Origin of the sequence: Flavobacterium flavigenum (genome assembly GCF_027111255.2) — a bacterium.
Taxonomy (GTDB): Bacteria; Bacteroidota; Bacteroidia; order Flavobacteriales; family Flavobacteriaceae; genus Flavobacterium; species Flavobacterium flavigenum.
Genome location: NZ_CP114285.2, coordinates 2906958 through 2932378, shown reverse-complemented (window position 1 = coordinate 2932378; position 25421 = coordinate 2906958). Strand labels below are relative to the sequence as shown.

The following is a 25421-nucleotide window of genomic DNA, read 5'->3' as shown; positions in this document are numbered from 1 at the left end:
GGGAGATCCAAAACTAAGAACATTCAGATTAATCCTTAGAAAATTTAAGATCCTCAAACTGGTAAGGTTTTGAAAGAAAGGCCCTGTTGATGATCGGATTTCTTTCTTCATAATAAAACCCATCCGTAAATTTACGCATGATGTATTGTTTTGAAGCCATATCGTAATAGCCTAAAATGTAATACTCTTTTAGTTTAATAATATTTTGCAGCGAAATATTTTTATTGGTACTTAAATAATAAAAAACATTATCAATAGCCAAAGGTTCTGATTGTTTGCTGTTTACAAATTCTAAATCCTGATTAAGCATCGCGTCAAAATAGGCCATTTTACTTTGGTACTCCGAATAACCGCCATATCCATTATCAAAAAAATCTGCCAATAAGTTGCCTTGTATGTAATCGTAACCTGAAATCTGATATTCTGCAAATCCACCAAAAGAGACGGAGGTGTTTTTGTGGTTTTTAAAAACGGTTATTCCTGCGTTTAATGTAGAAAGCTGTTTTAAAAATTTCTCGGTCGTTTTTATTTGTTGAGGCTTTTTATCGTTTATCTGTAGAAAGAAAGGCGAATTTTTAAAATGGATTGAATCTTTTTTTGAAACAGAGATACTTTTTAACGTTTTTTCTGAATCAAAATCTTTGATGTTGAATAAAAATTCCTCTTTAGAAGTTTTGATTTGAAGGATTTTGTTTTCGTAAATGAAAGAATTAGAGGATCTGGATTCCTTGTCAGATACGGGCTGAATAAAGTTTTTCTCGGTAATATTTGTGGTGGTCAGGTCAAGATCTAAAACCTGGGTTTTTTTCAGGCTGTAATCAAAACTCAAAAAGATATGACCCTCTGAGATATACATTTTGGTTTTATGAACTGTTTTGTCTAAAGTATTAAAACTATCAGGATCCATTTTTTCAATAGGATAATATCGGATAACGGTATTGAAAGCCAAATTTTGTCCTTTATCATTCTGAAACAGTATTCCGGATAAATCGAACATTTTCACTTCAGCTTTTCCGTTATTAAACTCATAAAGTAGCAGACGCTGTTGATTTGTTTCCTTACACAGTATATAAAACATATTGTTTTTTTGGAAAGTGGTTATAATGTATTCAGTAGTTGTAGGCAAATCAAAATTTAAAGCCCTTGAAGTTTTGGTTTCAGGAAAATATTTAATGATTCTGATGTTTCTTAAATTATTGGTTGCCCAGTAAAGCAGCGGATTTCCGTCATCGCTGATACTATGTCCTATTAAAGATCTGTTTTCTGCCAGTTTTATAGAATCTGTAAACTGGTACTTTAAAAACAGTGATTTATTGTATTTTAAAATATTGATGAATTTATCATCGGCTGCAAAAACATAAATATCATTGGTTTTTACATCTTCAGTATTCAGGACCTGACCATTTTCTAAAGGTCTGTTTAAATTTAAGGCAAAAGAATTTAATACTGTCTGACTTAGCATGACAGTGTTATAAAAAACACATAGAAGGAGTAACAGTTTTTTCATATGTTTCTGCGGTCAAAAATCATTCCAAATATTTGTTTATCAGTTTGTTGCTATTTGTTCATTACTTCCTGAAAAAGATCAGCAAACTGACCTACATGCAAGCCGTCCATTAATCCGTGGTGAACATGTACAGACATTGCCATGGTTTTTTTTTCGGTTGATGAAGTCATCATTTTTCCAAAAGAAATTTTAGGGCAGCTGTCTGGATAAGAATAACTTCGTGCGTGCGAAATCGAAGTAAAATTTAACCATGGAATTGCCGAAAAGTGAATCACATTATCATCATCAAACGATCTTGTAAAAAGTCCGGTGGTATTTTGGATCCGATCAATTTCTGCATGAGCATTCTTTTCAAAAATCTTAAAATCAGGATTATATTCAATTAATGAAAACCCAAAAGTACCATCTTTACGGCCAATAGTAGCCGATGCATCTACACGATCATGAATGTAAATCTGATTTTCAGCAATTCGGTATTTAAAATTTTCAACCGAATTTACCGCTACCAGAGTTTTATGCAGGTAAAAGATAAAAAAAGAAGCTTTTAGGTTTTTAGCGGTTTGATAAGCTTTTGTACAATCAATTTCGACAGTAACGCCAAAAAAGGGTTCTTCCATTTTACTGAAATGTTCAAAATGCTCTTTTCTATTCCAGTTTTCTAAATCTAAAAGGTTTTTCATTATACTAAATTAGGAACAACTTCTGTTATTTTTTCGAATGAGCTAAAATGTTCGTGTTCTACCTTGTGATTGATTTTTTCATGTTCCCAAGTGGTATGAAACGGAATGTGAACGGCATATCCGCCAATTCCTAAAACCGGTAATACATCTGATTTTAAAGAGTTTCCGATCATTAAAAACTCATGCGCCTGAATATCTAAACGCCCTAGCAATTTTTCATAATCAATTTCCTGTTTGTCTGACATTACTTCGATATGGTGAAAATAATGCCCAAGTCCTGAACGGTGTAATTTGCTGTGCTGGTCTTTTAAATCGCCTTTTGTAGCTACGACCAGTTTATATTTTCCGTGCAAAGCCTGAAGGGTTTCTTCGATTCCGTCTAAAAGTTCGATTGGTTTTTCCAGCAGTTCTTTTCCGTATTGGATGATTTTTTCAATGACTTCAACCGGAATGGTATTGTTAGAAATTTTCATTGCTGCTTCAATCATAGATAAAATATACCCTTTGATTCCGTAGCCGTACAGAGGCAAGTTGTCTATTTCAATTTTAAATAACTCCTGCGAGATTCCCTGATGCGAAAGATAATCTTCCATCAGGGCGCAAAATTTATGTTCTGTTTCCTGGAAGTAAGGTTCGTTAACAAACAAAGTGTCATCGGCATCAAATGCGATTACTTTTAAAGCAGGGATTTTATTTCTATGTAACATAAATTTTTTTGTTTCAAGTTTAAGGTTTCAGGTTTTTTGCCACGAATAACACCAATTTCGCTAATTTTTTTGCCACAGATTATTAATTTTTTTTGAATATTTGCTTAATTTTCTAAATCTGAGAATTTTAATTTTTGGAAAACAGTCTTTTCAAAGATATTGTTTTATCAAAAAAAGTAATCCGGATTCCAAAAAGTAAAATGATTCCACCTAAAACCATTTGTAAAGTTATTTGTTCTTCCAAAAACAACCAAGCTAATATTGAAGTAATTACTGCCTGACTTAGCAAACTAAGCGAAACTCTAGTAGGACGCATATGCTGTGTCGCATAACTAACCGAAAGCCACGCACACAACTGGCAGATTACAGCCTGTAATACTAACACAAACCAGCCGGTATCTGAAAACCCAGTAAAGGGCTCATTTAAAACATAACACAAAATTCCCAAATAAATACTCGAAGCAATTAAACTGATTGTCATGAAAGTTAAAACATCAATCTCAGAAAGTACATTTTTGCTGACCAGAAGATAAATTGAATATAAGATCCCGGATAAAACAGCAAACAGAAAAGCTTGGTTGAAATTCAATTCCACGAAAAATTCAAAGCCAACCAAAGTCACCATTCCGAATAAAGAAACTACAGTTCCAATCCAAAAGTTGGTCGCAGGTTTTGATTTCAGGAACAAAAAAGAACCAACACCAACCCAGACCGGAGATAAATTTGTTAATAAAGATGCCTGAGTAGCACTCGAATCCTGAATGGAAATATTCCAAACTGCAACATCTGAGGCGAACAAAATTCCGCAAAACCCTGCTAAAAGAGTAAATTTTAATGTTGGCAGTTTAAAGTTTTTGCTCAAAAGAACATACGGCAAAAGCAATGTCACCGCAAAAAACATCCGGTAAAAAGCAGAGATTAATCCGGGCGTTAGTTTCAGTTTTACCAGTATCGGAAAAATAGAAATGCAGAGGATACCGCAGATTAAGGCCAATCTTGGTTTGGTGAGTTTCATGTTTTTTATTAGTCGAAATGCAAAATTAGTATTTTGAAAGTTTTATGAGAAAAAAACTCCCGAGTTGCTAAATCGGGAGTTTTTGGTTAATCTGCAAATTTTCTAAAGATGTATTCTTTTGTTTTATTGTCATAGTATCCGAGGTAATAAGCATCCATTTTAAATAAAGTCTGTGATGATACATCATTGTTTTTATCAAAAAAAGTTCTGATTTTGTCAAAAGCCAAAGGCTGCAATTCACCTTTAATATGATTTCCGTCTGTGTCAAACAATCCTTCAATTTTTACGACTTTTCTATTTGTGTAAGAATTAAAACTTTCCATTGCAGGGTTAAAAGCTAATGCACCAATTACTCCACCAACGAGACCAAATTGTCCTGCAAATATTTGACCAGTTGATTGCTGAAGTGCCGAAACGCCTCCAAAAGTAATTAGGGTATTTTGACCAATATGATAACAACTTAGAGCAGAGCTTAGGTTATTTGTTTTTCTAATAAACTGAGAACTGTTTTCTAAGACCCTTTTTCCTCCAAAACTGCCCCCTTCCTGATAAATTTCGGAATTCTTAAATTCAATCGGATTCGTTGAATTGGCAAGATATTCTTTTATTATGTTGTCGTCTAAATCTTTTATCGTGAAATGAAAAGTATCTGATGAGGTTTTTATCTGATATAATTTATTGTCAAAATAAAAAGAGTTAGAATTTAAAAATGCTCGTTCACCATTTAAATATGGTTTTTTTACCATTTTTTCAGTAGCAGTAAAATCCTTTAAATCAATTAAAATGACCTGAGTAAAATCGATATTGCTATCATTAGTTATTATAATTTGTTTGTTGTTGAAATAGCATTTTCTTTTTTTGGCAGCATCTGTTAATGATGTTGGGTTCTCGGCAGTAATATTTTGTAAAGAGAAAGGCGGATCGAAAGGTGGTAAATTTTCAGAAAAAACACCTGATAAGTCTGATTTTTTATAGTCTGATTCTAAAAAATGAAATCTTTCTGCAGGAATCATTTTCTCTGTAAAATTACCTTCATTGTTGAAAACATAGAGTTTGAATATATTACTGTTTTTTAAAACCGTTAGTATATAAAAGTTTTCATTTTCACTGAACTTTTGTAAAACCTTTTCATTTTTTAAAATCAGTTTGTATTCTTTGTGTGTGGTTTTGCGATTATTAAAATCGTATAGTTGCTCAAGTATGTTCTCGTGATTATTTGATGACCAATATAATCTCGTGCCATTATTACTGCTATTGTATCCAATCATATTGGTATATGTTTTAGTATTGGGCCTCTCAGCAGAAATACTGTCAACAATTTGCATCTTATCATTCAGATTAATGGCTTTTACTTTTTCTTTGTCGCTTATAAATAAGGTAACCGTATTTTTTTCATGGTTAACCGTTTGAAAAACATCACGATTTTTTTTAAGTTCCAAAATGGTTGAATTTACAACTTCCTGTGCAAAAACATTTATAGTTGTAAGGATTAAAAAAAGTAAGAAAGTTTTTTTCATAAATTTGGTTGTGATAATTTTAATTGGCGAATATTTTTTTTGATAAAGAATATATGGCTCTAATCCTAATTGGGTGAGTTTGATTTATATTTAATCTGCAAATTTTCTAAAGATGTATTCTTTTGTTTTACTATCGTAATAACCCAGATAGTAATCATCTAATTTGAATAAAATCTGTGATGAAATAGTATTGTTTTTATCAAAAAAACTAATGATTTTATGAGATGCTAATGGCTGTAATTTTCCTTTAATACGATTTCCTGCAGTATCAAACAATCCTTCGGTTTTAACTACTCTTCTGTTAGAACTGGATGTGAAATCTTCCATTGATGTACTGAATACGATATCTTCAGTGAGCCCAAATTCATTTATTGTAGTCTGATCGGCTGATTGTTTTAACTCCGATACACCTCCAAAAGTAATAAATGTATTTTCACCAGTCTTATAACAGGAAAGACCCAAAGACAAACTGTTTGCTTTAAGAATAAACAGCGGACTGCTTGCCAAAGTTCTTTTGCCTCTTAAACTGCCGCCCTGCTCAAAAAAATCAGAATTTTTAAAGGCAATTGGTTTCGTTGAATTAGCAAAATATTCTTTTAAAACGTTATCCTCTAAATCTTTTATAGTGAAATAAATGATGCCTGATGAGGTTTTTAGCTGATATAATTTATTATCAAAATAAAAGGAATTTGAATTTAAAAATTTTCTATCGCCAACTAAATGTTGCTTTTTTATCATCTTTTCGGTAGCAGTAAAACTTTGTAAGTCAATTAGAATCACCTGGGTAAAATCGATGTTGGTGTCAATAGTGATTACAAGTTGCTTATCGTTCAAATAGCATTTTCTTTTTTTGGCAGCATCTATTAATGATGTTTGATTTTCAACAGTAATATTTTGTAAAGAGAAAGGCGCCTCAAAAGGCAGCAAACTTTCGGAAAAAGCCGTATATAAATCTGATTTTTTATAGTCTAATGTAAAAAAGTGAAACCCTTCTGTGGTAATCGTTTTTTCGGTGTAATTGCCGTCGCTGTTAAAAACATAGAGTTTGAAGATATCACTGTCTTCTACAACTGTCAGGATGTAAAAGTTTTCGTCCTGACTGAATTTTTGTATAACTTTTTCGTTTTTTAAAACCAGTTTACATTCTTTGAGCAGACTTTCTCGACTAGTAGGATTAAACACTTGGGAAAAAATGGTTTCATAATTATTAGAGGACCAGAATAATCTTGTATTGCCATTACTGCTATTATAACCAATTATATTAGTGTACGTTTTAATATTAGGTCTTTTAGACGTGATGCTGTCTGTAATTTGCATCTTTTCATTCAGGTAGATAGCTTTTATTTTTACTGAGTCTCTCACAAACAATGTAACTGCGTTTTTTTTGGGATTAGCAATTTGAAAAACAGTACTACTTTTTTTCAATTCCAGAGGTATCGAATTTATAATTTCCTGTGCGAAAGCGGATATATTTATGAGAAGTAAAAAGCTCAAACAAATTGTTTTTTTCATGATTTGTTTTTTTTATTTTATTAATTTGCGAATACTGTATTTTTTTAAAATATTATAAGTTAAGATCTTAAAATGAAAAGCGTGAATCAATTAGGTCTAACTGATTCACGCAATTTCATTTTATGTATAAAACTTTAGTTTACAGTCGATCCGTTTGGTGCATCAGCATCCGGATTTACAAATACCAGTTTTCCTTCGGCATTTGTTGTCATCAGGATCATTCCCTGACTTTCAACACCACGCAATGCTCTTGGAGCAAGGTTTGCTAATACAGAAACACGTTTTCCGATGATTTCTTCCGGAGAAAAACTCTCTGCAATTCCGGACACAATCGTACGAACATCAATTCCTGTATCTACTTTTAACACTAAAAGTTTATTGGCTTTTGGCATTTTTTCTGCTTCCAAAATAGTTCCGATACGGATATCCATTTTAGCGAAATCCTCAAACTGAATCAAATCTTTTTGAGGTTCAGGCTGTTTGCTTTCGGCAAGATTAGCGGTTTTTGTTGCTTCCAATTTATCTATTTGTTTTTGTATTTCTTCGTCTTCGATTTTAGCAAAAAGCAATTCTGCTTCACCAATTTTGTGTCCCGCTGGCAATAAATCGGAATGTTTTGAAATATCATTCCAGTTTAAAACCTTATCGAGAATAACGTCTGTTGCACCGGGATGATTCTCTTTCAAAAATTTACTAAAACCTTCGAAATGTTCTTTCAGGTCACCCAATTTAAGAATTCCTGAAAGTTTAGCAGCAGTAAATGGTAAAAACGGTTCGGCCAAAACGCTCAGAGCAGCAGCAATCTGCAAGGCTACATACATTTGGGTTTTTACACGTTCCGGATTATCTTTCATTACTTTCCATGGCTCCTCATCAGCAAGATATTTGTTTCCTAAACGGGCCACATTCATCAATTCTCCTAAAGCTTCTCGAAATCTGTAACGCTCAACCGAACTTGAAATCACAGCCGGATAGGCTTTTAATTCAGCCAAAGTATTTTCATCAACTTCAGATAATTCATTTGGGGTCGGAACAACGCCATCGTAATATTTGTTGGTTAAAACTACCACACGATTAATGAAGTTTCCGAAAATGGCCACTAATTCATTGTTATTTCTCGCCTGAAAATCTTTCCAGGTAAAATCGTTATCTTTTGTTTCAGGAGCGTTTGATGTTAAGGCATAACGCAAAACGTCTTGTTTTTCCGGAAACTCTTCTAGATATTCATGTAACCAGACCGCCCAGTTTTTAGAAGTAGAAAGCTTATTTCCTTCCAGATTCAAAAATTCATTTGCAGGAACATTATCTGGTAAAATATAGCTTCCTTCTGCTTTAAGCATTGCCGGAAAAATAATACAGTGAAAAACGATATTGTCTTTTCCGATAAAATGAACCAGTTTGGTGTCCTGGTCTTTCCAATACGGTTCCCAGTCTTTTCCTTCACGGGCAGCCCATTCTTTTGTAGAAGAAATATATCCTATAGGCGCATCAAACCAAACATATAATTTTTTGCCTTCGGCACCTTCAACCGGAACATCAATTCCCCAATCAAGGTCGCGCGTTACGGCGCGAGGTTCTAATCCGGCATCAATCCATGATTTTACCTGTCCGTACACGTTCGTTTTCCAGTCATTTTTATGACCTTCCAAAATCCATTCACGTAAAAAAGCATCATATCGGTCCAATGGTAAAAACCAGTGTTTCGTTGATTTCAAAATTGGAGTTTCTCCCGTTATTGTTGATTTCGGATTAATCAGATCGGTTGCATTCAAACTCGAACCGCATTTTTCGCACTGATCACCGTAAGCTTCCGGATTGTCACATTTCGGACAAGTACCTACTACAAACCGATCTGCCAAAAACTGATCTGCTTTTGCATCGTACAATTGTTCAGTTACTTCTTCAATAAAATCACCATTATCATACAAAGTTCTAAAGAATTCCTGAGCCGTATCATGATGGATTTTAGCCGAAGTCCTGGAATAATTATCAAACGAAATCCCGAAATCAGCAAACGATTTTCTGATAATTCCATCATATTTATCGATAACTTCCTGTGGCGTAACGCCTTCTTTTTTTGCTTTCATCGAAATGGCAACGCCGTGTTCATCACTTCCGCAAATAAAGGCAACGTCTTTTCCCTGCAGGCGAAGGTATCTCGAATAAATATCAGCAGGCACGTAAACCCCCGCCAAATGCCCAATATGGATTGGTCCGTTGGTGTAAGGCAATGCTGCTGTAATAGTATATCTTTTTGGATTCTGTATCATGATTCTATTTTATTGAGTGCAAAAATAAGCAATAGAATTATTATTTGAAGCTATTTCCCGCTATCCGTTGCAATCTTTTGCTTTTTAAAGGAAAAAGCAAAAGGATTTTCACTTCTATCGGGGCTAAGAAATAATCTATTTGAAGTAATTTTCAAACTCAGCAGGCATTTTGCTTATTGGTTTAATTTTGATGTTTTTATAGTAAACTTCACAAGCTTCGCTTTGCAATTGTATTTTTCCTTCCGTTAAAGGCATAAATTTTTCACCATCAAAATAACGGGAATTTTGCAAAACCATGACTACTTTGCCGTTAATGATATGAAGACTTTTTCCTTCAAAACAAACCAGTTCTATTTCTGTCCAGCCGTTATTAGGGGTTTCAGTTCTCATTTTTCGCATGCAAAACCCGGTATTTTCAGTATGTGTCCCAAACGGAAGAAATGGCTGATCCTCATCGGCAACAGCATTCATAGATCCTTCCGGAAGATACGCTTTGATATCAATTGCAGAATTAGCGATGTTCCAGTAATCGCCAAAATGACCTTCCATTATTTGGAATTCCTGCGATAACATCCAGGCACGCCAGTAATCTACGCCCGCTTTTCCCTGCGAATGATAAAGCACACCTGCATCCATGAGTTTTTCGGTTCTGGGTTCCCATTTTTTACTTCCAAACTTAACTTTCAGCTTCAGTCGATAATTTTTGAAATTTTCTTTAGTAAAAACACAACCATAATATTCCCCAGAAACTTTAAGGACGGGTTCTTTGTTTTCCTGAATTACGGTAAACATATTGTTGATATTTTTATTGTAGCCAATAGGCGGTATTTCGTTTCCATTAGCATCTGTTGGGACTTTTCCCGAATATCCGTTCTTGTGTTTGTAACTTAGATACATATCCCATTTGCTGAGGTTGTTGTCCAGTAAATTGATCCAGCCCTCTTCGAATGAGTTTGTTTCGGTAGTGGCAGAGGTCAGGCTAAAAAGAAAGGCAAATGCAATTAGAATAGCGTATTTTTTCATAAGTGGTTTGATAGTTTAGATAAATGATTTCTCAAATCTACAAAATAATGTCTCAAAGCTGTGGTGTTATGCATTCAAAATCGGATATCATTTCTACACTTTAGCTTGATTATCAGTAACCTTGGTTTTAGTCGAAATTGAAAGTATAGTTTAAATAGAACCAGTTTAAACTGATCTTAGAAGTAAAATCTTCAGGAAATATTTTGCAATCTTTGTCATCCAAAAAAACAACAAAAATAATTTTTATGAGCAAGACAAAACTTATCATCAATAAAAACGGATCAATCAAAATTGAAGGTGATTTTGAAATTATGGATCCGGAAGGAACTCTTTACGGATTGCAGGGAAGATCAGCACTTGGTCTTTGCCGTTGCGGATTATCAAATAATAAACCATTTTGCGATGGCGGACACAGAAACAACTTCGAACATGATTCTGTAGCGTTTGATTTGCCTCCGATGAAAACGAATTAAGAAATTATTCATGGACATAAAAAAAGCGACATCTTTAAATGTCGCTTTTTTTATATATAAAGTTCCCCTTTCATCGTAATAATCGAAGAACCGCCCACCAAAATATCATTTTCGCGATTCATTACTTCAATTATGGAAGGCTGATTTAGCTTAACACCCTGTAGAATTTTATATTCGGTATTTAGTTTTGCCTGTTTTTTAGAAGTCAAAAAACCAATTAGTGGTCCGGCTGCAGTTCCCGTAGCGGGATCCTCATAAATTCCGATTACGGGATTGAAGAATCTGGCTTCCGCAATGTTGCCTTCATTTTGATTTGAAATAGTAAAGCAATAAAATCCTTCGGATTGGTATTCTTTCGAAATCTCGATTAAAAGTTTGTGGTCCGGAACAATGCTGTTTAAAATCGGACTGTTTTTTATCGGAACCATGATGTGAGCGACTTCTGTTTTTACAATCGTCGGTACGAAATCGTTGCTGTCTAAATCTTCGATTTTTAAACCAAGTGCGACAGCTAATTTATAAGTAGGAATTTCTTCTTTGACAACAGCCGGTTTTTGATGCATTTGTACAACAGGATCATAGGTAACTGAATCGAAATGTACCGTTAACGGAATCCGGGAATGTTTCATGATTACAAATCGGTTGTTTTCTGATTGTTCCTCAAATATTGACATTCTTTTAAGTAAAGCACCACAAACTGCTCCAAGCAAATTATGTCCTGCACCATCTATTTCGATTCCGGTTGGGGTAAACGAACGAACATTTAATGCTTTTTGCTCTTTTGAATAATAAACGAAAGAAGTTTCAGAATAACCAAATTCTTTAGAAATATCCTTATAAGTTTGAAGGTCTAAATTTCCATCAGTAAAAACAACAGAAAGAGGATTTCCTTTATAACTTTCGTTTGAGAATACGTCTAAAACATAGTATTCAAGGGCTTTTCTTTTTTCCATTGTTATCTTTTATGAAACTTTTACAGTGAATAAAGTTACTATTTGTTTGCTGACGACAGGTTTTTTTAAGTTTTTTTTATAAAATTCGTTTGCGCTCTGCACTTGCCGTTATCGCCTTTTCAAGTCTCGAAAGTCTGGTTTTTTGCTGTTTGGCACTCATAATTAAATGAATGACTACTCTTTTGTAAGATGGAGCTTGTTTTTCAAAGAAATCCCAGGCAGGTTTATTGGCTTTGAACAGTTTTTCTAATTCAGGGTCGAGAATATAAGCTTCTCTTTCATGTGAATAAATTCCGGATCTTTCTTCAGATTTTAATTCGAAAGCTTTTTTCCCTGCTTCGGTCATTAATCCGGCTTTTGTGAGCTGTTCGACTTTTTTAATATTGATAACACTCCAGATACTCGATTTTTTTCTTGGTGTAAACCGAATCGAATAACTTTCTTCGTCGATAGTTTTCCGGATGCCGTCGATCCAGCCAAAACAAAGAGCCTGATCTACAGATTCTGACCAGGACATGGATGGTTTTTTAGTATTCACTTTATAAAAACCAACTAACAATTCGGTTTCAGTTTGATGATGGTTTTCGAGCCAAAATCGGAATTGCTCAGGAGTTGCGAAGAAAGTTGGTTTCATTTTTTATATCGGGTAATAATATCTGTTATTACTTCTGAAGTTAATTCAAAACCGGTTAGTATTGGATAACCTTCCCAACGGACAATTCCGTCCGGATCGATCAAAATACAATGCGGAATACCCTGTATTTCCAGAGAATCATACATAGTTCGTCCTGTGTCAATGGCACTAAAATATTCAATTTTGGGAGTGGTAAGGCTGTTTACAATTTCTTTTGTTTCGTCACTGATGCCAATAACGACCAAATCATTTTGAAATTCTGTTTTAAAACGGTTTAATTCAGGAATGGCTCTTTTACACGGGCCGCACCATGTTGCCCAGAAATCGATTAGTACAAATTTTCCTTTTATTTCTGGTTTGTCCGAAAGCCATTTTTCAACAGTCAGTTTAGGTGCTTTTTGATTGATTACTGATTTTGCCCAAAGTCTTTTTTGTTGTGAAAAAGCGTTTAAGACCAATAAACTGGTTAATATTAGTATCGTTTTTTTCATGGGTTTTGTGGTTATATTTTTGCTTTAATAATATTTTTTTAATTCTGTTATTTCATATTGTTAATCAAGGAAGCTAAATCAAAATAACTTATAATTGATATTTTTTCATCGTATTGATCCAATACCTGAGCAACTTCTTCTTCGTTATATTCATAATAATTACCGACAATTCCAATCAATTTAATGTTGTTATTTACTTCAATCCCGTATTTAGATTTTGCATAATCTCTATTTGCTTGCTTGTCAAAATATCTTTCGTAGTTTTTTAATTGTGCAATTAGTTCACATACATAATCTATGAAGCGCTTTCTTCCAATTTTACCCTTCACAAGATCCTTTCCTAAAAAACCTTTTTTTAAATCTATAATATGGTAATAACCGTCTTTTGATTCCACAATATAATCTGGAATACTTTCGGAAGGATCTTTATCATTTTTATCTTTCCATTTAAGTTTTATTTGTGGTAATGCACGTTTATATCCCATTGATGTTGCAAATTGTTCAACATGGTCACTTATAAATTTATCTATAATTCGTTCAGAAATATTTTGTTCAGAAAGACTGAATAAACTTTTTGATAGAGTATTGTGGTTACTATTATGGTTAATGCCAATAAAATGATTTAAATCCCATTTCTCTTTGATTTTATTTTCTAACCAGTTTTTAAAATTTATTAATGTATATGATTTTTCAACTATTATTAATGTTTTAATGTACCTGTAATAAATTCTTGAAGATTCTGTTCGTAGCAGATCTACTTCTTGCATTATTGAATTATTAGAGTTTTTATCAAATTTCAGAGGGATAGTTGATTTTTCTTTTCTAATTCCATCTTTAATTATTTTAATTCCAATTCTTGATTCCGTCTCTTTAATATCCTTTGCGGAAGAAAGATGTATTCCTGTTATATTGCAAAAACTTCCTGAAAAATCTAAAACTGCCATATCATTATCAAAGTTTTTTTTCGACCCGAGAATAAAATGATTAATTGAAATTACGGTTTCAACAGCTCTTGTACTTAACGAAATTCCGATTTCAGGGTAGAAGTTTTTAGCTCCTAATAATTCAACAATAAAGTGCTCGTTGGTTTCTCCGATTCTAATTTGGGAATTGTAAGTTAGCTGATTTATAGATTTGATGTTGTTGTTAAAAATATTTTTACGTGTAAACTCATAATAGTTTATTAAAGATTCTTTTAATTGATTTTCAAATTCTTTTACCGTCATATTTTTTCTGATTTATGCTAAAAATACTCTTTTTTTTGTTTCAAAATAATCTCACAAAATGATATTTGCTTATGAAAACGAAACTGCGTTAGGGATAGAGGGCGGTATCCTTTTGCAGGCGAAGCAATGCAAAAGATAAAGCCGAAAGCCCGGCCCGGAGGGAAACGCCCAAATATATTACCAATCGTATCATTATTTACGCGAAATTTGCAAAAACATTTGTATCATGGCTAAAGGACCTGAAAAAAACACTAAAAACAAGGCGCTGCATACTAAACTGCTAAACCGCAAAAAAGCTAAACTTCAGGAGGAGAAAAAAGAACGAGCCTTACGTTTGAAAGCCCTGGTTGCCAAAATGAATAACGAAATGAGTAATGAAGGGGAAAACATATAGACCAAAATATATTTCTCTCCAGTTTTATTTTAACCCAACTTTGCAAACAATCCTTAAACACAATTAAAATGGAAGAATTCGGCAGAATAATAGTTTCAGAAACGGCAATTAACGCTGGTAATCCGCAGGATATAATTAATTCTAATATTTCGGTAATCAATTTAATGCGCGAAGAAGGTGTTGATGACGAGTTTATTCATGAAGATGCGTTGCTAAGTTATTACCTGGATTATTACACTTCAAAATATACGGAAGGGAACTTTGCTAAATTTGTATATGATTCCCGCTGGAATAAAGAACTGAATGAACTTATCGAAGAAGGTCTTGCGCTTATTGGAGCCGAAAAACATTTAGAATTATTTCAGGCACAGGCAAAAAGGGTTAAATTACTGAGCAGTGTGAAAATCGGTAAATTCTTGAACGGTAAGTTTGAAGGGGTTAATCCAACAAGGGATTTGCTCAATAACAATGCATTTTTCGAATTTGATGAAAACCTAACTGAACTCAATGCAAATTTCTTAAAAAGCCATCCGGATTTTGAAGTTCTTTCTGTAGACGATATGTTTGCTGTGCTGGAAGAATTTACAGGACATGAGATTAAGCGTTCTTAATTGTATATTTCGATTAGGGTTATTTTTATTGTATTCAACTTTCTTGTAAATTCGCTATCAGTGAATTAGTTATTAAAAGCCAAAATGAAATACTCATATTCCACGATTTTCCTGATTGTATGGTTTTTTAGCTTTCGGTTAGGTTTTTCTCAAAATAAAATCAGTCTTTTTTCAGAGATTAATTACAATTCGATTCCGTCTGTTTCTTTAAATGAGTATAAATCGGTTCAGGAACGTGATAAAAAGTTTCAAAATCCCAACATTGCTTTAGGAGTTGCGATTTCCGGCGGAGGTTCAAGGGCACAATTTTTTAGTATGGGTGTGCTTTTAGGATTAGAAGAAATTAAAGAAGAGAATTCTCAACGTAATTTTTTAAACGAAATCGATTATTTCTCAACGGTTTCAGGTGGTTGTTATTCGGCGGGTTATTATTTAACGATCCTGAAAAATAAACTGTATCAGGGGCACCAGTCTTTTAATGAATTTTATTTTTCCAAAGCCGGTGCTTACAAGGATTATGTAAATAAATCGGCTAGTATTTTATCCCTGCTCAACAATAGCAAAAACGAAAAAGGCGATAAAATATCCATGAGCCAGCAACTGGATCTCGAGGTTTTGCAATATGACTGCACAAATCCTGACAATCCTGATAAATGCAAAACCCAGATGCTTTTGTCTGATTTTTTTGTTCCGAAAGAAAGCAGCAAAGCCCCTTATTTACCAATGATGGTTGCCAACGGAACAGCCTATAATAACGGAGAACGGATTGCATTTATGCCTCATGTTATAAGAGGACTCAATATAAATTCGTCCCTGGCTCCAAATAAAGCTACGGTTTGCTTAGACGAAAATGAGGTAAACGATGGTTACGAGTTTCCGCTTACTTATGGAATAACGGCGAGTTCTGCTTTTCCGGGCGTGCTTCCAAAAACGAAATTCGGCATCAAAGGACAGAATAAGATTTTGTGTATTATTGATGGAGGTGCTTCAGATAATACGGGGTATAAAACATTACTGGAACTCCTTCATAGTGATAGTAAGGTAAATGATAAAAACAAAAAAGCACTATTTATTGATTGCCTGGGGCAGGGAAAAAAAGAGCCTTACATAACTGACGAAAAAATCAAGTTGATTTCATTGCTCGAAACAACTTCTTTATATACGGTTCAGACCCGATATATGACTTTTGACAGGGATATTGAAAATGCTTTTGAGAGATATAAAATACCTGTTTCAAATTATGAAATAATTGGTTTTACCACTCTCCGAGACCATTTGCTGAAAATGAAAAAAGATGAATCATATCAAAAAATTATGGCTGAACTAAAAAATGCTGATGATGATTACAGTAATTGGCTGAAATTTTATGAAAAGTTCAAACAGGATTTAATAAATCAATTCGGTGAACTCAGTTTTACACGAGACAAAGACGGCGAAATAATCCTGGCCACACTTACTCATAACAAGTTTAACGAATTGACGGCAGCCAACATTCTGATCTTATATGAATTTGCTTCCCATGTTGAAACCAAACTAAAAATAACACCGGAAGAAAGAGAAATGCTCTTGTTGTCCGGACGTCTTGCCACTTTTTTGAAAGCCAAAGAATTGAAAAATTTGCTGACTGAAAATAAGTAGTTGCTGAATAAAGATGTTTGCCAAATTTATTTTTTAATGATGTTGTAAGAAAATTATATATTTGGAAGCCCTAATTCTAAAATCAACAACGATGAAAATCAAAACCTGCTTAATTCTCATTGGCACTTTTTTATTTTTAAGTTTCTGCGAAAAAAATAAAAACAAAGCCATTGATGAAAAGGCCAATCTGGCAGCAGATGTGCAGTCTGAAAATGTAAAACCAAAACCAGTCGAAAAGCTTGTTTTTAAAGACAATGAAAGCATATTGCTGTCTGAAGAACTGGATTTGAACCTCTTAAAAAAAGCAGCCATCAATCTAAATATCAAATATTCTGATTTACGAATCAGCGAAACAACTTCTGTTAGTTATAATGATGAGATAGCCTTTTTTGTCATCACTTATGTGGTTGATACGGAGGAAAACGGTCAGGAAACAGAAGAATATGATTTGGGAGATTATCTCGAAAGAAAATACCTTTTTGTCAATAAAGCAGACGGAAAAATCATTGCTCAGGAAACAGATTCTAATCTGAGCTATAATGAAAATGAAGCAATGCAGTTTTCGAAAACGTATATTCTCAAAGATTTGATTCAGTTAAACGAAAACACAACCGGAGTTGCATTTTATACTGAGGAAGCTTCAGGAGGCCGTGTAAACTTATATTCCCAGCAAAAATTTACGATTCTTGTATTGGTAAACAATAAAATTAAAAAATTGTTATACGAATATCCTATCCGGAAAACACAAGGCGATTCAAACGGCGGAGGCTCTTTTGAATTGGAAACTTTAGAAACAGGTTTAATAGTTTCTGATGAAGAAACAAACGGTTTTCAGGATTTAATAGTTTCAAAGAACTTTTTATATGAAGTCGCTGTAGAGGCTGATGAGGATACTGGTACCGCTGAAAAATCTACTATCAAGACAAAAAAAGAATCCGAAAGACTAAAATATAACGGTCAGATTTATGTGTTTAAGAAAGATGACCGATATAGATTTCTGGATTATGATTAAAGATTTGAATTTCTAAATTTTAGTTCCTTAACAAAAAAACTTCGCGAATCTTTGCGTGACCTTCGTGCAACTTTGCGAAACATCCTTTAAAATACATTCTTTCCGCTAAAACTTTGTCGTAATCTTAGGAAACATTTCCTTAAATTTGCTTCCGTTATAAAAAATACAATAGTTATAAAAACCAAGCTATGTTACAAATCGCATTTATTAGAGAAAATCAGGAGAAAGTAATCAGGGCTTTAGCAAAACGAAATATCGATGCTAAAAGCGTTGTGGAAGAAGTGGTGCAACTAGACGAAAACCGTCGTGCTGCTCAGGTAGAATTAGACAACACTTTATCTGAATCTAATAAATTGTCCAAAGACATAGGCGAGTTAATGAAAGCCGGTGAGAAAGCCAAAGCGGCAATCTTAAAAGAAAAAACGGTTTCATTAAAAGAAAAAAGCAAAGAACTGGGCGAAAAAGCAGAAGCTTTAGCAGCTGAACTGACCAATAAATTATACACTTTGCCAAATCTTCCGGCTGATATCGTTCCTGAAGGAAAAACGCCGGATGACAATTTGAATGTTTTTGAAGAAGGAGATATTCCGGTTTTACATGAAGGTGCACAGCCACACTGGGAACTGGTAAAAAAATATGATATCATCGATTTTGAATTGGGTGTAAAAATTACCGGAGCAGGTTTTCCCGTTTACAAAGGAAAAGGTGCCCGTTTACAGCGTGCCCTGATCAATTATTTTTTAGATAAAAATACGGCTGCAGGTTACAACGAAGTTCAGGTGCCGCATTTAGTAAACGAAGCCTCTGGTTACGGAACAGGACAGTTACCGGATAAAGAAGGGCAGATGTACCATGCAACTGTTGACGATTTATATTTGATTCCGACTGCTGAGGTTCCGGTTACGAATTTGTTCCGTGATGTAATCTTAAACGAAAGTGATCTTCCAATTCTTCACACGGCTTATACACCATGTTTCCGTCGTGAAGCAGGTTCATACGGAGCACACGTACGAGGATTAAACCGTTTACACCAATTTGATAAGGTAGAGATCGTACGTGTTGAACATCCTGATAAATCTTATGAAGCTCTTGACGGAATGGTTGAGCACGTAAAAAACATTTTGCAGGAATTGAAATTACCATACAGAATTCTGCGTCTTTGTGGAGGCGATATGGGTTTCACTTCAGCATTGACATATGATTTTGAAGTGTTTTCAACGGCTCAGGACCGTTGGTTAGAAATTAGTTCTGTTTCTAATTTCGAAACCTTTCAGGCAAACCGCCTGAAATTGCGTTTCAAAGACAAAGACGGAAAAAACCAGCTGGCTCACACACTTAACGGAAGTTCATTGGCTTTGCCAAGAGTACTGGCCGGAATTTTAGAAAATTACCAAACACCGGAAGGAATTGTAATACCTGAGGTTTTAAGGCCATACTGCGGATTTGATATTATAAATTAATTTAAAGTTAATTTTAGGATAAAACCTAACAGGTTCTAAAATCTGTTAGGTTTCTTAATTTTGAGGAACCACTAAAACAGAGTAGGATGAGTGGAGTATTAAATTGGAATGTAGATCCGGTTATTGTTTGGATCACAGATAGTTTTCCTTTAAAATATTATGGAGCACTTTTTGCCTGCGGACTTCTTTTGGGGTTTTACATCGTTAGAAATATCTATAAAAATGAAAATCTTTCCTTAGATAATCTTGACAGTTTACTTATTTATGTAATTGTTGGAACCGTTTTAGGGGCAAGACTGGGACATTGCTTCTTTTATGAACCTGATTATTTCTTCAAATATCCCATAGAAATTCTTTTACCAATTCAAAAAATAAAGGGAGTTTATCAATTTGTGGGATATCAGGGCCTGGCAAGTCACGGAGGTTCAATTGGTGTTATTACGGCGATGATTTTATACTGTCGAAAATACAAAGTACAATTTTTAGGACTTTTAGATAAAATGGCAGTTGCAGTTCCTGTAACAGGCGCTTTTATTAGAATGGGCAATTTTATGAACTCAGAAATCTATGGAAAACCAACTAATGGAAACTGGGGCGTAGTTTTTCAAAGAGATGATTTGATTCCGAGGCATCCAACACAATTGTATGAGGCATTTTCGTATTTATTAATTTTTGGAATTTTGTTTTATATGTACAAAGTCGAAAAAATTAGGAGCAGACAGGGATTAATCTTTGGAAGTTTCTTAACTTTATTATTCTCAGCTCGTTTTATCATTGAGTTTTTCAAAGAAAATCAAGAATCTTTCGAGAAAAATATGCTGATTAATATGGGCCAGATTTTAAGTATTCCATTTATTTTGATTGGTTTGGTCCTGATATTCTGGAAATCAAAAGAAAAAGAAAATATCAAATTTTCATAACATTTTCGGTTTTCTAAACTGCGATTTAAACTTTATTTTTAAAGCTGAAAAATATGAATAAAATATTCTTTTATATCGTTTTATTATGTTCTGGTTTTGCTTTTGCTCAAAATGAGCAGCTCGCTCAGTATTATTACGATAAAGGCGATTTCGAAAAAGCAAAAATCAGTTATGAACAGCTTTTAAATGCTTCACCATCTAATACACAGTATTTTTTAAGAACAGTTGAATCGTATCAGCAATTGCAGCAATTTGCTAATGCTGAAAAAATGATTCAGGAGCGGTATAATCGTTACAAACAAGGTGTTTTTTTAGTAGAATTGGGGTATAATTTTCAATTGCAGAAAAACGAATCAAAAGCCAAAAATTACTACGACCAGGCGATTGAAAAAATCAAAACGAATTCTAATGATGTTTATGGAGTCGGCAATTCTTTCGAGAAAAAAGTTTTATTGGAGTATGCTTTAAAAGCCTATCAAACTGCAATGCAGGTACAGCCGAATTACAATTTTAATTTTCAGATTGGAATGTTGTACGGTCAGCTGGGAAAAACAGATCTGATGATTGATCTTTTGTTGACTGAATCTTTTAAAAATCCACAGAATACGAATCTGATTCAGACACAATTATCGCGTTTCATGAACGGTGAAACTGATAATACTGCTTTTAAGGATGCGATGCGGAAAGCTTTAATCCTGAAAACACAACAAGATCAGGATGTATTCTGGAATCATTATCTGAGCTGGTTTTATGTGCAGCAAAAAGAATTCGGAAAAGCTTTTATTCAGGAAAAGGCGATTTACAAACGTGAGCCGGAATCTTTAATGAGCATTGTAAATTTAAGTCAGTTTGCACTAAATGAAGATGATACTGAAACAGCGGCAGAAATTTTAAATTTTATTCTGCAGAATACAAAAGATCAGGATTTGCTGATCCGTACGAATGCGAGTCTGATGCAGATTAAAATTGATAAAGCAGTTGAAACAGATTACCCAGCCATCACTACAGAGTTAGAACATTTGCTTACAACTTATGGCGTAAGTCCTTTTACCTTATCTTTGCAAATAATTCAGGCGCATTTTCTGGCTTTCAATCTAAAAAAGACTGAAGAAGGCAAGGCAGTCATAAAAAAAGCTTTAGAACTCAATTTAAATGAATATCAGAAAGCCGATGCGAAAATGGAACTGGGAGATATTTTGCTTTTGGAAGAAAAGTTTAATCAGGCACTGATTTACTATTCGCAAATTCAGCTGGATTTAAAAAATGATGTCATGTCGCACGAAGCAAGTTTAAAAGCAGCCAAAACAAGTTATTTTAAAACTGATTTTGAGTGGGCTTTAAAACAATTTAAAGAATTGAAATCGGCCAATACACAATTAATCGCCAATGATGCCCTGGAATATTTTTTACTGATCAATGACAACACAGTTGCCGATTCGACACAAACTGCTTTGAAGCAATTTGCAAAGGGTGATTTTCTACTTTATCAGAATAAAAAACAGGAAGCAATTGTACAGTTTCAAAACATTCTGAAATCGTTTAAAGGCCAGGAAATCGAAGCTGTAACAATGTTGCGTTTAGGGAAAATCTATGAAAGTCTGAAAGATTATAATTCGGCTTTAAGCCAATACCACCAAGTGATTGACCATCATAGCGATGGAATTTATGTAGACGAAGCACTGTTCTTTGCTGCAGAAATTTACAACGATGAACTGAAAGAAACAGAAAAGGCAAAACCTTTGTATGAGAAGGTAATTTTTAATCATCAGGACAGTATTTACTTTGTTGATGCGAGGAAAAAATACCGTGAGTTAAGAGGGGACAAAAATTTATAAAATAGATTTTTGGATCATTAGAAGATTAGATCATTACAAGTCTAAAAATCTAAGAAGTCTAACAATCGAACAATCTAAAAAAATGATTATTTACAACATTACCACCAATATACACGAAAGTGTTCATGACCAATGGTTAAATTGGATGCAGGAAAAACATATTCCGGAAATTCTGGCTACAAATAAATTTTCTTCAGCAAGAATTGTAAAAGTTCTGGTTGAAGAAGAAATGGGCGGAGTTACTTATTCTGTACAATACACAACAGACAGTAAGGATACTTTAGAGAAATACTATCTTGAGGATCAGCCAAAATTTGACAGGGAAGCTTTAGAATTGTTTGCGGATAAGATGCTTTCTTTCAGAACAGAATTACAGGTTATTTCAGAACATTACGATTTCGACTTTAAGTCTTAATTAGCAGAAAGTTTGAAAATAAAGCTTTAAGCCTTTAGTCTTCGCTGCAAAAAGAATACTTTTGCGCCCTCGTGGCAAAACAAGAAAGAAAATGGAAAAAGTAAAAGCCAAAAAACATTTAGGACAGCACTTCCTTAAAGACGAAAGCATCGCAAAAGCAATTGCGGATACTTTGAGCTTAAAAGGATATGATGAGGTTTTAGAAATAGGACCAGGGATGGGTGTGCTTACTAAATATTTACTTGAGAAGGATGTAACCACACAAGTAATTGAGATTGATACTGAATCTGTTGCATATCTCGACGCCAACTATCCAAAATTAAAAGATAAAATCATTTCAGAAGACTTTCTGAAATACAACATAAACCAGGTTTACGAAAATAAGCAGTTCGCTATTATTGGTAATTTCCCTTATAACATTTCTACTCAGATTGTTTTTAGAACATTAGAGTTCAGAGATCAGATTCCGGAGTTTTCCGGCATGTTTCAAAAGGAAGTAGCAGAGCGAATCTGCGAGAAAAAAGGCTCAAAAGCTTACGGAATCTTATCCGTTTTAGCACAGGCTTTCTATGATACTGAGTATTTGTTTACTGTTGACGAAAATGTTTTTATTCCTCCGCCCAAGGTGAAATCGGGTGTGATGAAAATGACCCGAAAGGAAGATTACAGCCTTCCTTGTGGTGAAAAGTTGTTCTTTACTGTAGTGAAAACAGCTTTCCAGCAAAGACGAAAAACATTACGTAACAGTTTGAAAACATTAAATTTATCAGATAATTTGCGGGAAGATACTATCTTTGATCTTCGACCAGAGCAACTTAGCGTTGATGAGTTTATTGTTTTGACTCAAAAAATAGAAGCCGATGGAGTTCAAAGTTAGCAAAGAGTTAATCCAGCAATTAGAAGAGCATATTGTAAATAAAAACGACAATGAACTTGAAGTTTTATTGAACGATTTGCACCATGCCGATATCGCAGAAATCCTGGATGAACTGGATTTTGACGATGCAACCTATATTTTTAAGGTTTTAGATAGTGATAAAACCGCCGAGATTCTTCTTGAACTAGAAGATGACCTGCGAGAGAATATCTTAAGCCGACTTTCACCAAAAGAAATCGCCGAAGAGCTTGATGAGCTGGAAACGAATGATGCGGCAGATATTATTGCCGAACTTTCACAGGAAATTAAAGCTGAGGTAATCTCGGAATTAATTGACGTCGAGCACGCAAAAGACATTGTTGATTTGTTGCGTTATGACGAAAATTCTGCGGGAGGTCTGATGGGTAAAGAGCTCGTAAAAGTAAATGAAAACTGGAACGTGCTGACCTGCGTCAAGGAAATGCGTATTCAGGCCGAAAACGTATCCAGGGTACATTCGATTTATGTGGTTGATGATGAAAACCGCTTAAAAGGAAGATTGTCCCTGAAAGATTTACTGACTTCTTCAACCAAAACCCAAATTGGAGATGTGTATATCCGAAAACTGAATTTTGTAAACGTAGATACCGAAGATGTTGAGGTAGCCCGTATCATGCAAAAATATGATTTGGAAGCTATTCCGGTTGTAGATGAGCTTGGACGTTTAGTGGGAAGAATTACAATTGATGATATCGTAGACGTAATCAAAGACGAAGCGGATAAAGATTATCAATTGGCAGCAGGTATTACCCAGGACGTTGAATCAAATGACAGTGTTTTAGAATTGACAAAAGCCCGTTTGCCATGGCTTTTAATTGGTATGGTAATCGAAATCGTGGCTTCTTTTGTTTTGAAGGGAAATGAACAGACATTTCAAAAATATTCGACTTTAATCATTTTTGTTCCTTTACTTTCTGCAACGGCAGGAAATATTGGTGTTCAGGCATCAGCAATTGTGGTTCAGGGTTTGGCAAATGGTACTTTGAAAGATTTTAGCAGAGGATATTTTAGTAAAGAAATCTCAGTTTCAATGATATCCGGAAGTATTATTTCATTGCTTTTACTGGGGTATCATTCAATTATGTACCAACAGTATTTAGTTGGACTGGCCATTTCGATTTCTATGATCGTGGTAATATTATTTGCTGCAACATTAGGAACCCTTGTACCGCTTTTTTTGCATAAAAATAAAATAGATCCTGCTATCGCGACAGGACCATTTATTACCACAACCAACGATGTCTTTGGAATTATGCTCTATTTTGGAGTAGCCAAATTGATTCTGGGTTTTTAATTTTTTCCAACAAATTAACAGCTTGCAGTGATTTAAGATCTTAAAAATCTGTGTAATTTGTGGCTTAAAAAAACACGCTATTAATCAGCAATAAATAAGCATGAAAGTACATATTATTGGAGGAGGAAACCTTGGGGTTTCTGTTGCCGTTGGGATTGCCAAATTTTCTAAAAACAATCAGGTTACTGTTACCAGAAGAAATACTGCGAGTATTCAGTATTTAACAGAATTAGGAATTACAGTTTCATCTGATAATAAGCATAATATTCAGGAAGCCGATGTGGTTATCCTGACTGTAAAACCCTATCAGGTAGATACTGTTCTGGCAGAGATTTTACCTGTAATTTCAGGAAAAACTATCGCATCTGCAGTAAGTGGTTTGTCTTTGGAAATGCTTCAGTCAAAAACGAATAATGAATTTTCGGTAGTGAGAATCATGCCGAATATAGCAGCTCAGTTTGGTGAATCAGCGACTTGTATTTCATTTCCTGAAAAAGATAAGGAAAAAGCTTTACCAATTGTAGATTTGTTTCACGACTTAGGAACTGCTCCCGTAATTGATGAGAAACTAATGGACGCAGCGACTGTTTTAGGCGCCTGTGGAACAGCTTATGCCCTAAGATATATCCGTGCTTCAATGCAGGCCGGAATCGAAATTGGATTTGATTCTCAGACAGCTTTGGCCATTGCTGCACAAACTGCAAAAGGAGCCGCAAAAATGTTATTAGAGGAAAAAGTTCATCCGGAACAATTAATCGACCGTGTTACTACGCCTCAGGGCTGTACAATTGTAGGTCTTAATGAAATGGAACACAATGGTTTCAGTTCGTCTTTGATCAAAGGAATCAAAACTTCTTTGAAACAGATTAAAGGGCTTTTAAAATAAAATATCAAATTTCCTGAAATTCCAAATTCCAA

At 34.3% G+C, this 25421-nt stretch carries 24 protein-coding genes; 12 read left to right on the top strand and 12 right to left on the bottom strand.

The window, feature by feature from the left end; genetic code table 11:
* Window positions 1–28: 28 nt before the first annotated feature.
* The 8 genes from OZP09_RS11995 to OZP09_RS11960 form a co-directional block, all read right to left on the bottom strand.
* Window positions 29–1462: a hypothetical protein gene (locus OZP09_RS11995; RefSeq protein WP_281309448.1), complete on the bottom strand. Its 1434-nt coding sequence runs from the start codon at window positions 1460–1462 to the stop codon at window positions 29–31.
* A 95-nt stretch (window positions 1463–1557) separates the two neighbouring features.
* Entirely contained in the window at window positions 1558–2187 is a 630-nt protein-coding gene (locus OZP09_RS11990; protein WP_281309447.1) for a chloramphenicol acetyltransferase, read from the bottom strand.
* Entirely contained in the window at window positions 2187–2894 is a 708-nt protein-coding gene (locus tag OZP09_RS11985; protein WP_269233929.1) for an HAD family hydrolase, read from the bottom strand. Before OZP09_RS11985 ends, OZP09_RS11990 begins: the two co-directional genes overlap by 1 nt.
* Window positions 2895–3021: 127 nt before the next feature.
* Complete coding sequence (locus tag OZP09_RS11980) at window positions 3022–3909, bottom strand: DMT family transporter (protein WP_281309446.1); 888 nt, start codon at window positions 3907–3909, stop codon at window positions 3022–3024.
* 86 nt (window positions 3910–3995) lie between these two features.
* The gene (locus tag OZP09_RS11975; protein WP_269233927.1) at window positions 3996–5426 is read right to left on the bottom strand and encodes a hypothetical protein; all 1431 of its coding nucleotides are present in this window, start codon (window positions 5424–5426) and stop codon (window positions 3996–3998) included.
* A gap of 90 nt (window positions 5427–5516) precedes the next feature.
* Window positions 5517–6938 (bottom strand): hypothetical protein, encoded by a 1422-nt coding sequence (locus OZP09_RS11970; RefSeq protein ID WP_281309445.1) that lies wholly within the window; start codon window positions 6936–6938, stop codon window positions 5517–5519.
* Between the two features lie 134 nt (window positions 6939–7072).
* Window positions 7073–9208: a methionine--tRNA ligase gene (gene metG / locus OZP09_RS11965; protein WP_269233924.1), complete on the bottom strand. Its 2136-nt coding sequence runs from the start codon at window positions 9206–9208 to the stop codon at window positions 7073–7075.
* 135 nt (window positions 9209–9343) lie between these two features.
* Window positions 9344–10231, bottom strand: coding sequence for a 3-keto-disaccharide hydrolase (locus OZP09_RS11960; protein ID WP_269233923.1), 888 nt, complete (start codon window positions 10229–10231; stop codon window positions 9344–9346).
* Window positions 10232–10476: 245 nt separating this feature from the next.
* On the opposite strand from OZP09_RS11960, the gene OZP09_RS11955 reads away from it, so the two are divergent.
* Complete coding sequence (locus tag OZP09_RS11955; protein ID WP_073485872.1) at window positions 10477–10704, top strand: CDGSH iron-sulfur domain-containing protein; 228 nt, start codon at window positions 10477–10479, stop codon at window positions 10702–10704.
* A gap of 50 nt (window positions 10705–10754) precedes the next feature.
* Here OZP09_RS11955 and OZP09_RS11950 read toward each other — a convergent pair whose 3' ends face one another.
* From OZP09_RS11950 to OZP09_RS11935, 4 genes are all read right to left on the bottom strand, one after another.
* Window positions 10755–11657, bottom strand: coding sequence for a PhzF family phenazine biosynthesis protein (locus OZP09_RS11950; protein WP_269233922.1), 903 nt, complete (start codon window positions 11655–11657; stop codon window positions 10755–10757).
* Between the two features lie 76 nt (window positions 11658–11733).
* Window positions 11734–12291 carry a YdeI/OmpD-associated family protein gene (locus OZP09_RS11945; protein WP_269233921.1) on the bottom strand — a complete coding sequence of 186 codons (558 nt, stop codon included), beginning with the start codon at window positions 12289–12291 and terminating at the stop codon, window positions 11734–11736.
* On the bottom strand, window positions 12288–12782 hold the full coding sequence (locus OZP09_RS11940) for a TlpA family protein disulfide reductase (RefSeq protein ID WP_269233920.1): 495 nt from the start codon (window positions 12780–12782) through the stop codon (window positions 12288–12290). The genes OZP09_RS11945 and OZP09_RS11940 overlap by 4 nt, the downstream gene beginning before the upstream one ends.
* Before the next feature lie 47 nt (window positions 12783–12829).
* Window positions 12830–14008: a hypothetical protein gene (locus OZP09_RS11935; RefSeq protein ID WP_281309444.1), complete on the bottom strand. Its 1179-nt coding sequence runs from the start codon at window positions 14006–14008 to the stop codon at window positions 12830–12832.
* 226 nt (window positions 14009–14234) lie between these two features.
* Here OZP09_RS11935 and OZP09_RS11930 point away from each other — a divergent pair, with 226 nt between their 5' ends.
* The 11 genes from OZP09_RS11930 (at window position 14235) to proC (ending at window position 25389) form a co-directional block, all read left to right on the top strand.
* Window positions 14235–14402, top strand: coding sequence for a hypothetical protein (locus tag OZP09_RS11930; RefSeq protein WP_269233917.1), 168 nt, complete (start codon window positions 14235–14237; stop codon window positions 14400–14402).
* 68 nt (window positions 14403–14470) lie between these two features.
* Entirely contained in the window at window positions 14471–15013 is a 543-nt protein-coding gene (locus tag OZP09_RS11925) for a DMP19 family protein (protein WP_269233916.1), read from the top strand.
* 84 nt (window positions 15014–15097) lie between these two features.
* Entirely contained in the window at window positions 15098–16651 is a 1554-nt protein-coding gene (locus tag OZP09_RS11920; RefSeq protein WP_269233915.1) for a patatin-like phospholipase domain-containing protein, read from the top strand.
* A gap of 91 nt (window positions 16652–16742) precedes the next feature.
* The gene (locus tag OZP09_RS11915; protein ID WP_269233914.1) at window positions 16743–17663 is read left to right on the top strand and encodes a hypothetical protein; all 921 of its coding nucleotides are present in this window, start codon (window positions 16743–16745) and stop codon (window positions 17661–17663) included.
* 188 nt (window positions 17664–17851) lie between these two features.
* The gene (serS, locus tag OZP09_RS11910; protein WP_269233912.1) at window positions 17852–19123 is read left to right on the top strand and encodes a serine--tRNA ligase; all 1272 of its coding nucleotides are present in this window, start codon (window positions 17852–17854) and stop codon (window positions 19121–19123) included.
* 86 nt (window positions 19124–19209) lie between these two features.
* Entirely contained in the window at window positions 19210–20043 is an 834-nt protein-coding gene (gene lgt, locus OZP09_RS11905; RefSeq protein WP_269233911.1) for a prolipoprotein diacylglyceryl transferase, read from the top strand.
* Between the two features lie 53 nt (window positions 20044–20096).
* Entirely contained in the window at window positions 20097–21878 is a 1782-nt protein-coding gene (locus OZP09_RS11900) for a tetratricopeptide repeat protein (RefSeq protein ID WP_269233910.1), read from the top strand.
* An 82-nt stretch (window positions 21879–21960) separates the two neighbouring features.
* Entirely contained in the window at window positions 21961–22293 is a 333-nt protein-coding gene (locus tag OZP09_RS11895; RefSeq protein ID WP_269233909.1) for a DUF4286 family protein, read from the top strand.
* A gap of 91 nt (window positions 22294–22384) precedes the next feature.
* Window positions 22385–23170 carry a 16S rRNA (adenine(1518)-N(6)/adenine(1519)-N(6))-dimethyltransferase RsmA gene (gene rsmA, locus OZP09_RS11890; RefSeq protein WP_269233908.1) on the top strand — a complete coding sequence of 262 codons (786 nt, stop codon included), beginning with the start codon at window positions 22385–22387 and terminating at the stop codon, window positions 23168–23170.
* Window positions 23154–24503 carry a magnesium transporter gene (mgtE, locus tag OZP09_RS11885; RefSeq protein ID WP_163396326.1) on the top strand — a complete coding sequence of 450 codons (1350 nt, stop codon included), beginning with the start codon at window positions 23154–23156 and terminating at the stop codon, window positions 24501–24503. Before rsmA ends, mgtE begins: the two co-directional genes overlap by 17 nt.
* Before the next feature lie 100 nt (window positions 24504–24603).
* Entirely contained in the window at window positions 24604–25389 is a 786-nt protein-coding gene (gene proC / locus OZP09_RS11880; RefSeq protein WP_269233905.1) for a pyrroline-5-carboxylate reductase, read from the top strand.
* Window positions 25390–25421 lie beyond the last annotated feature (32 nt).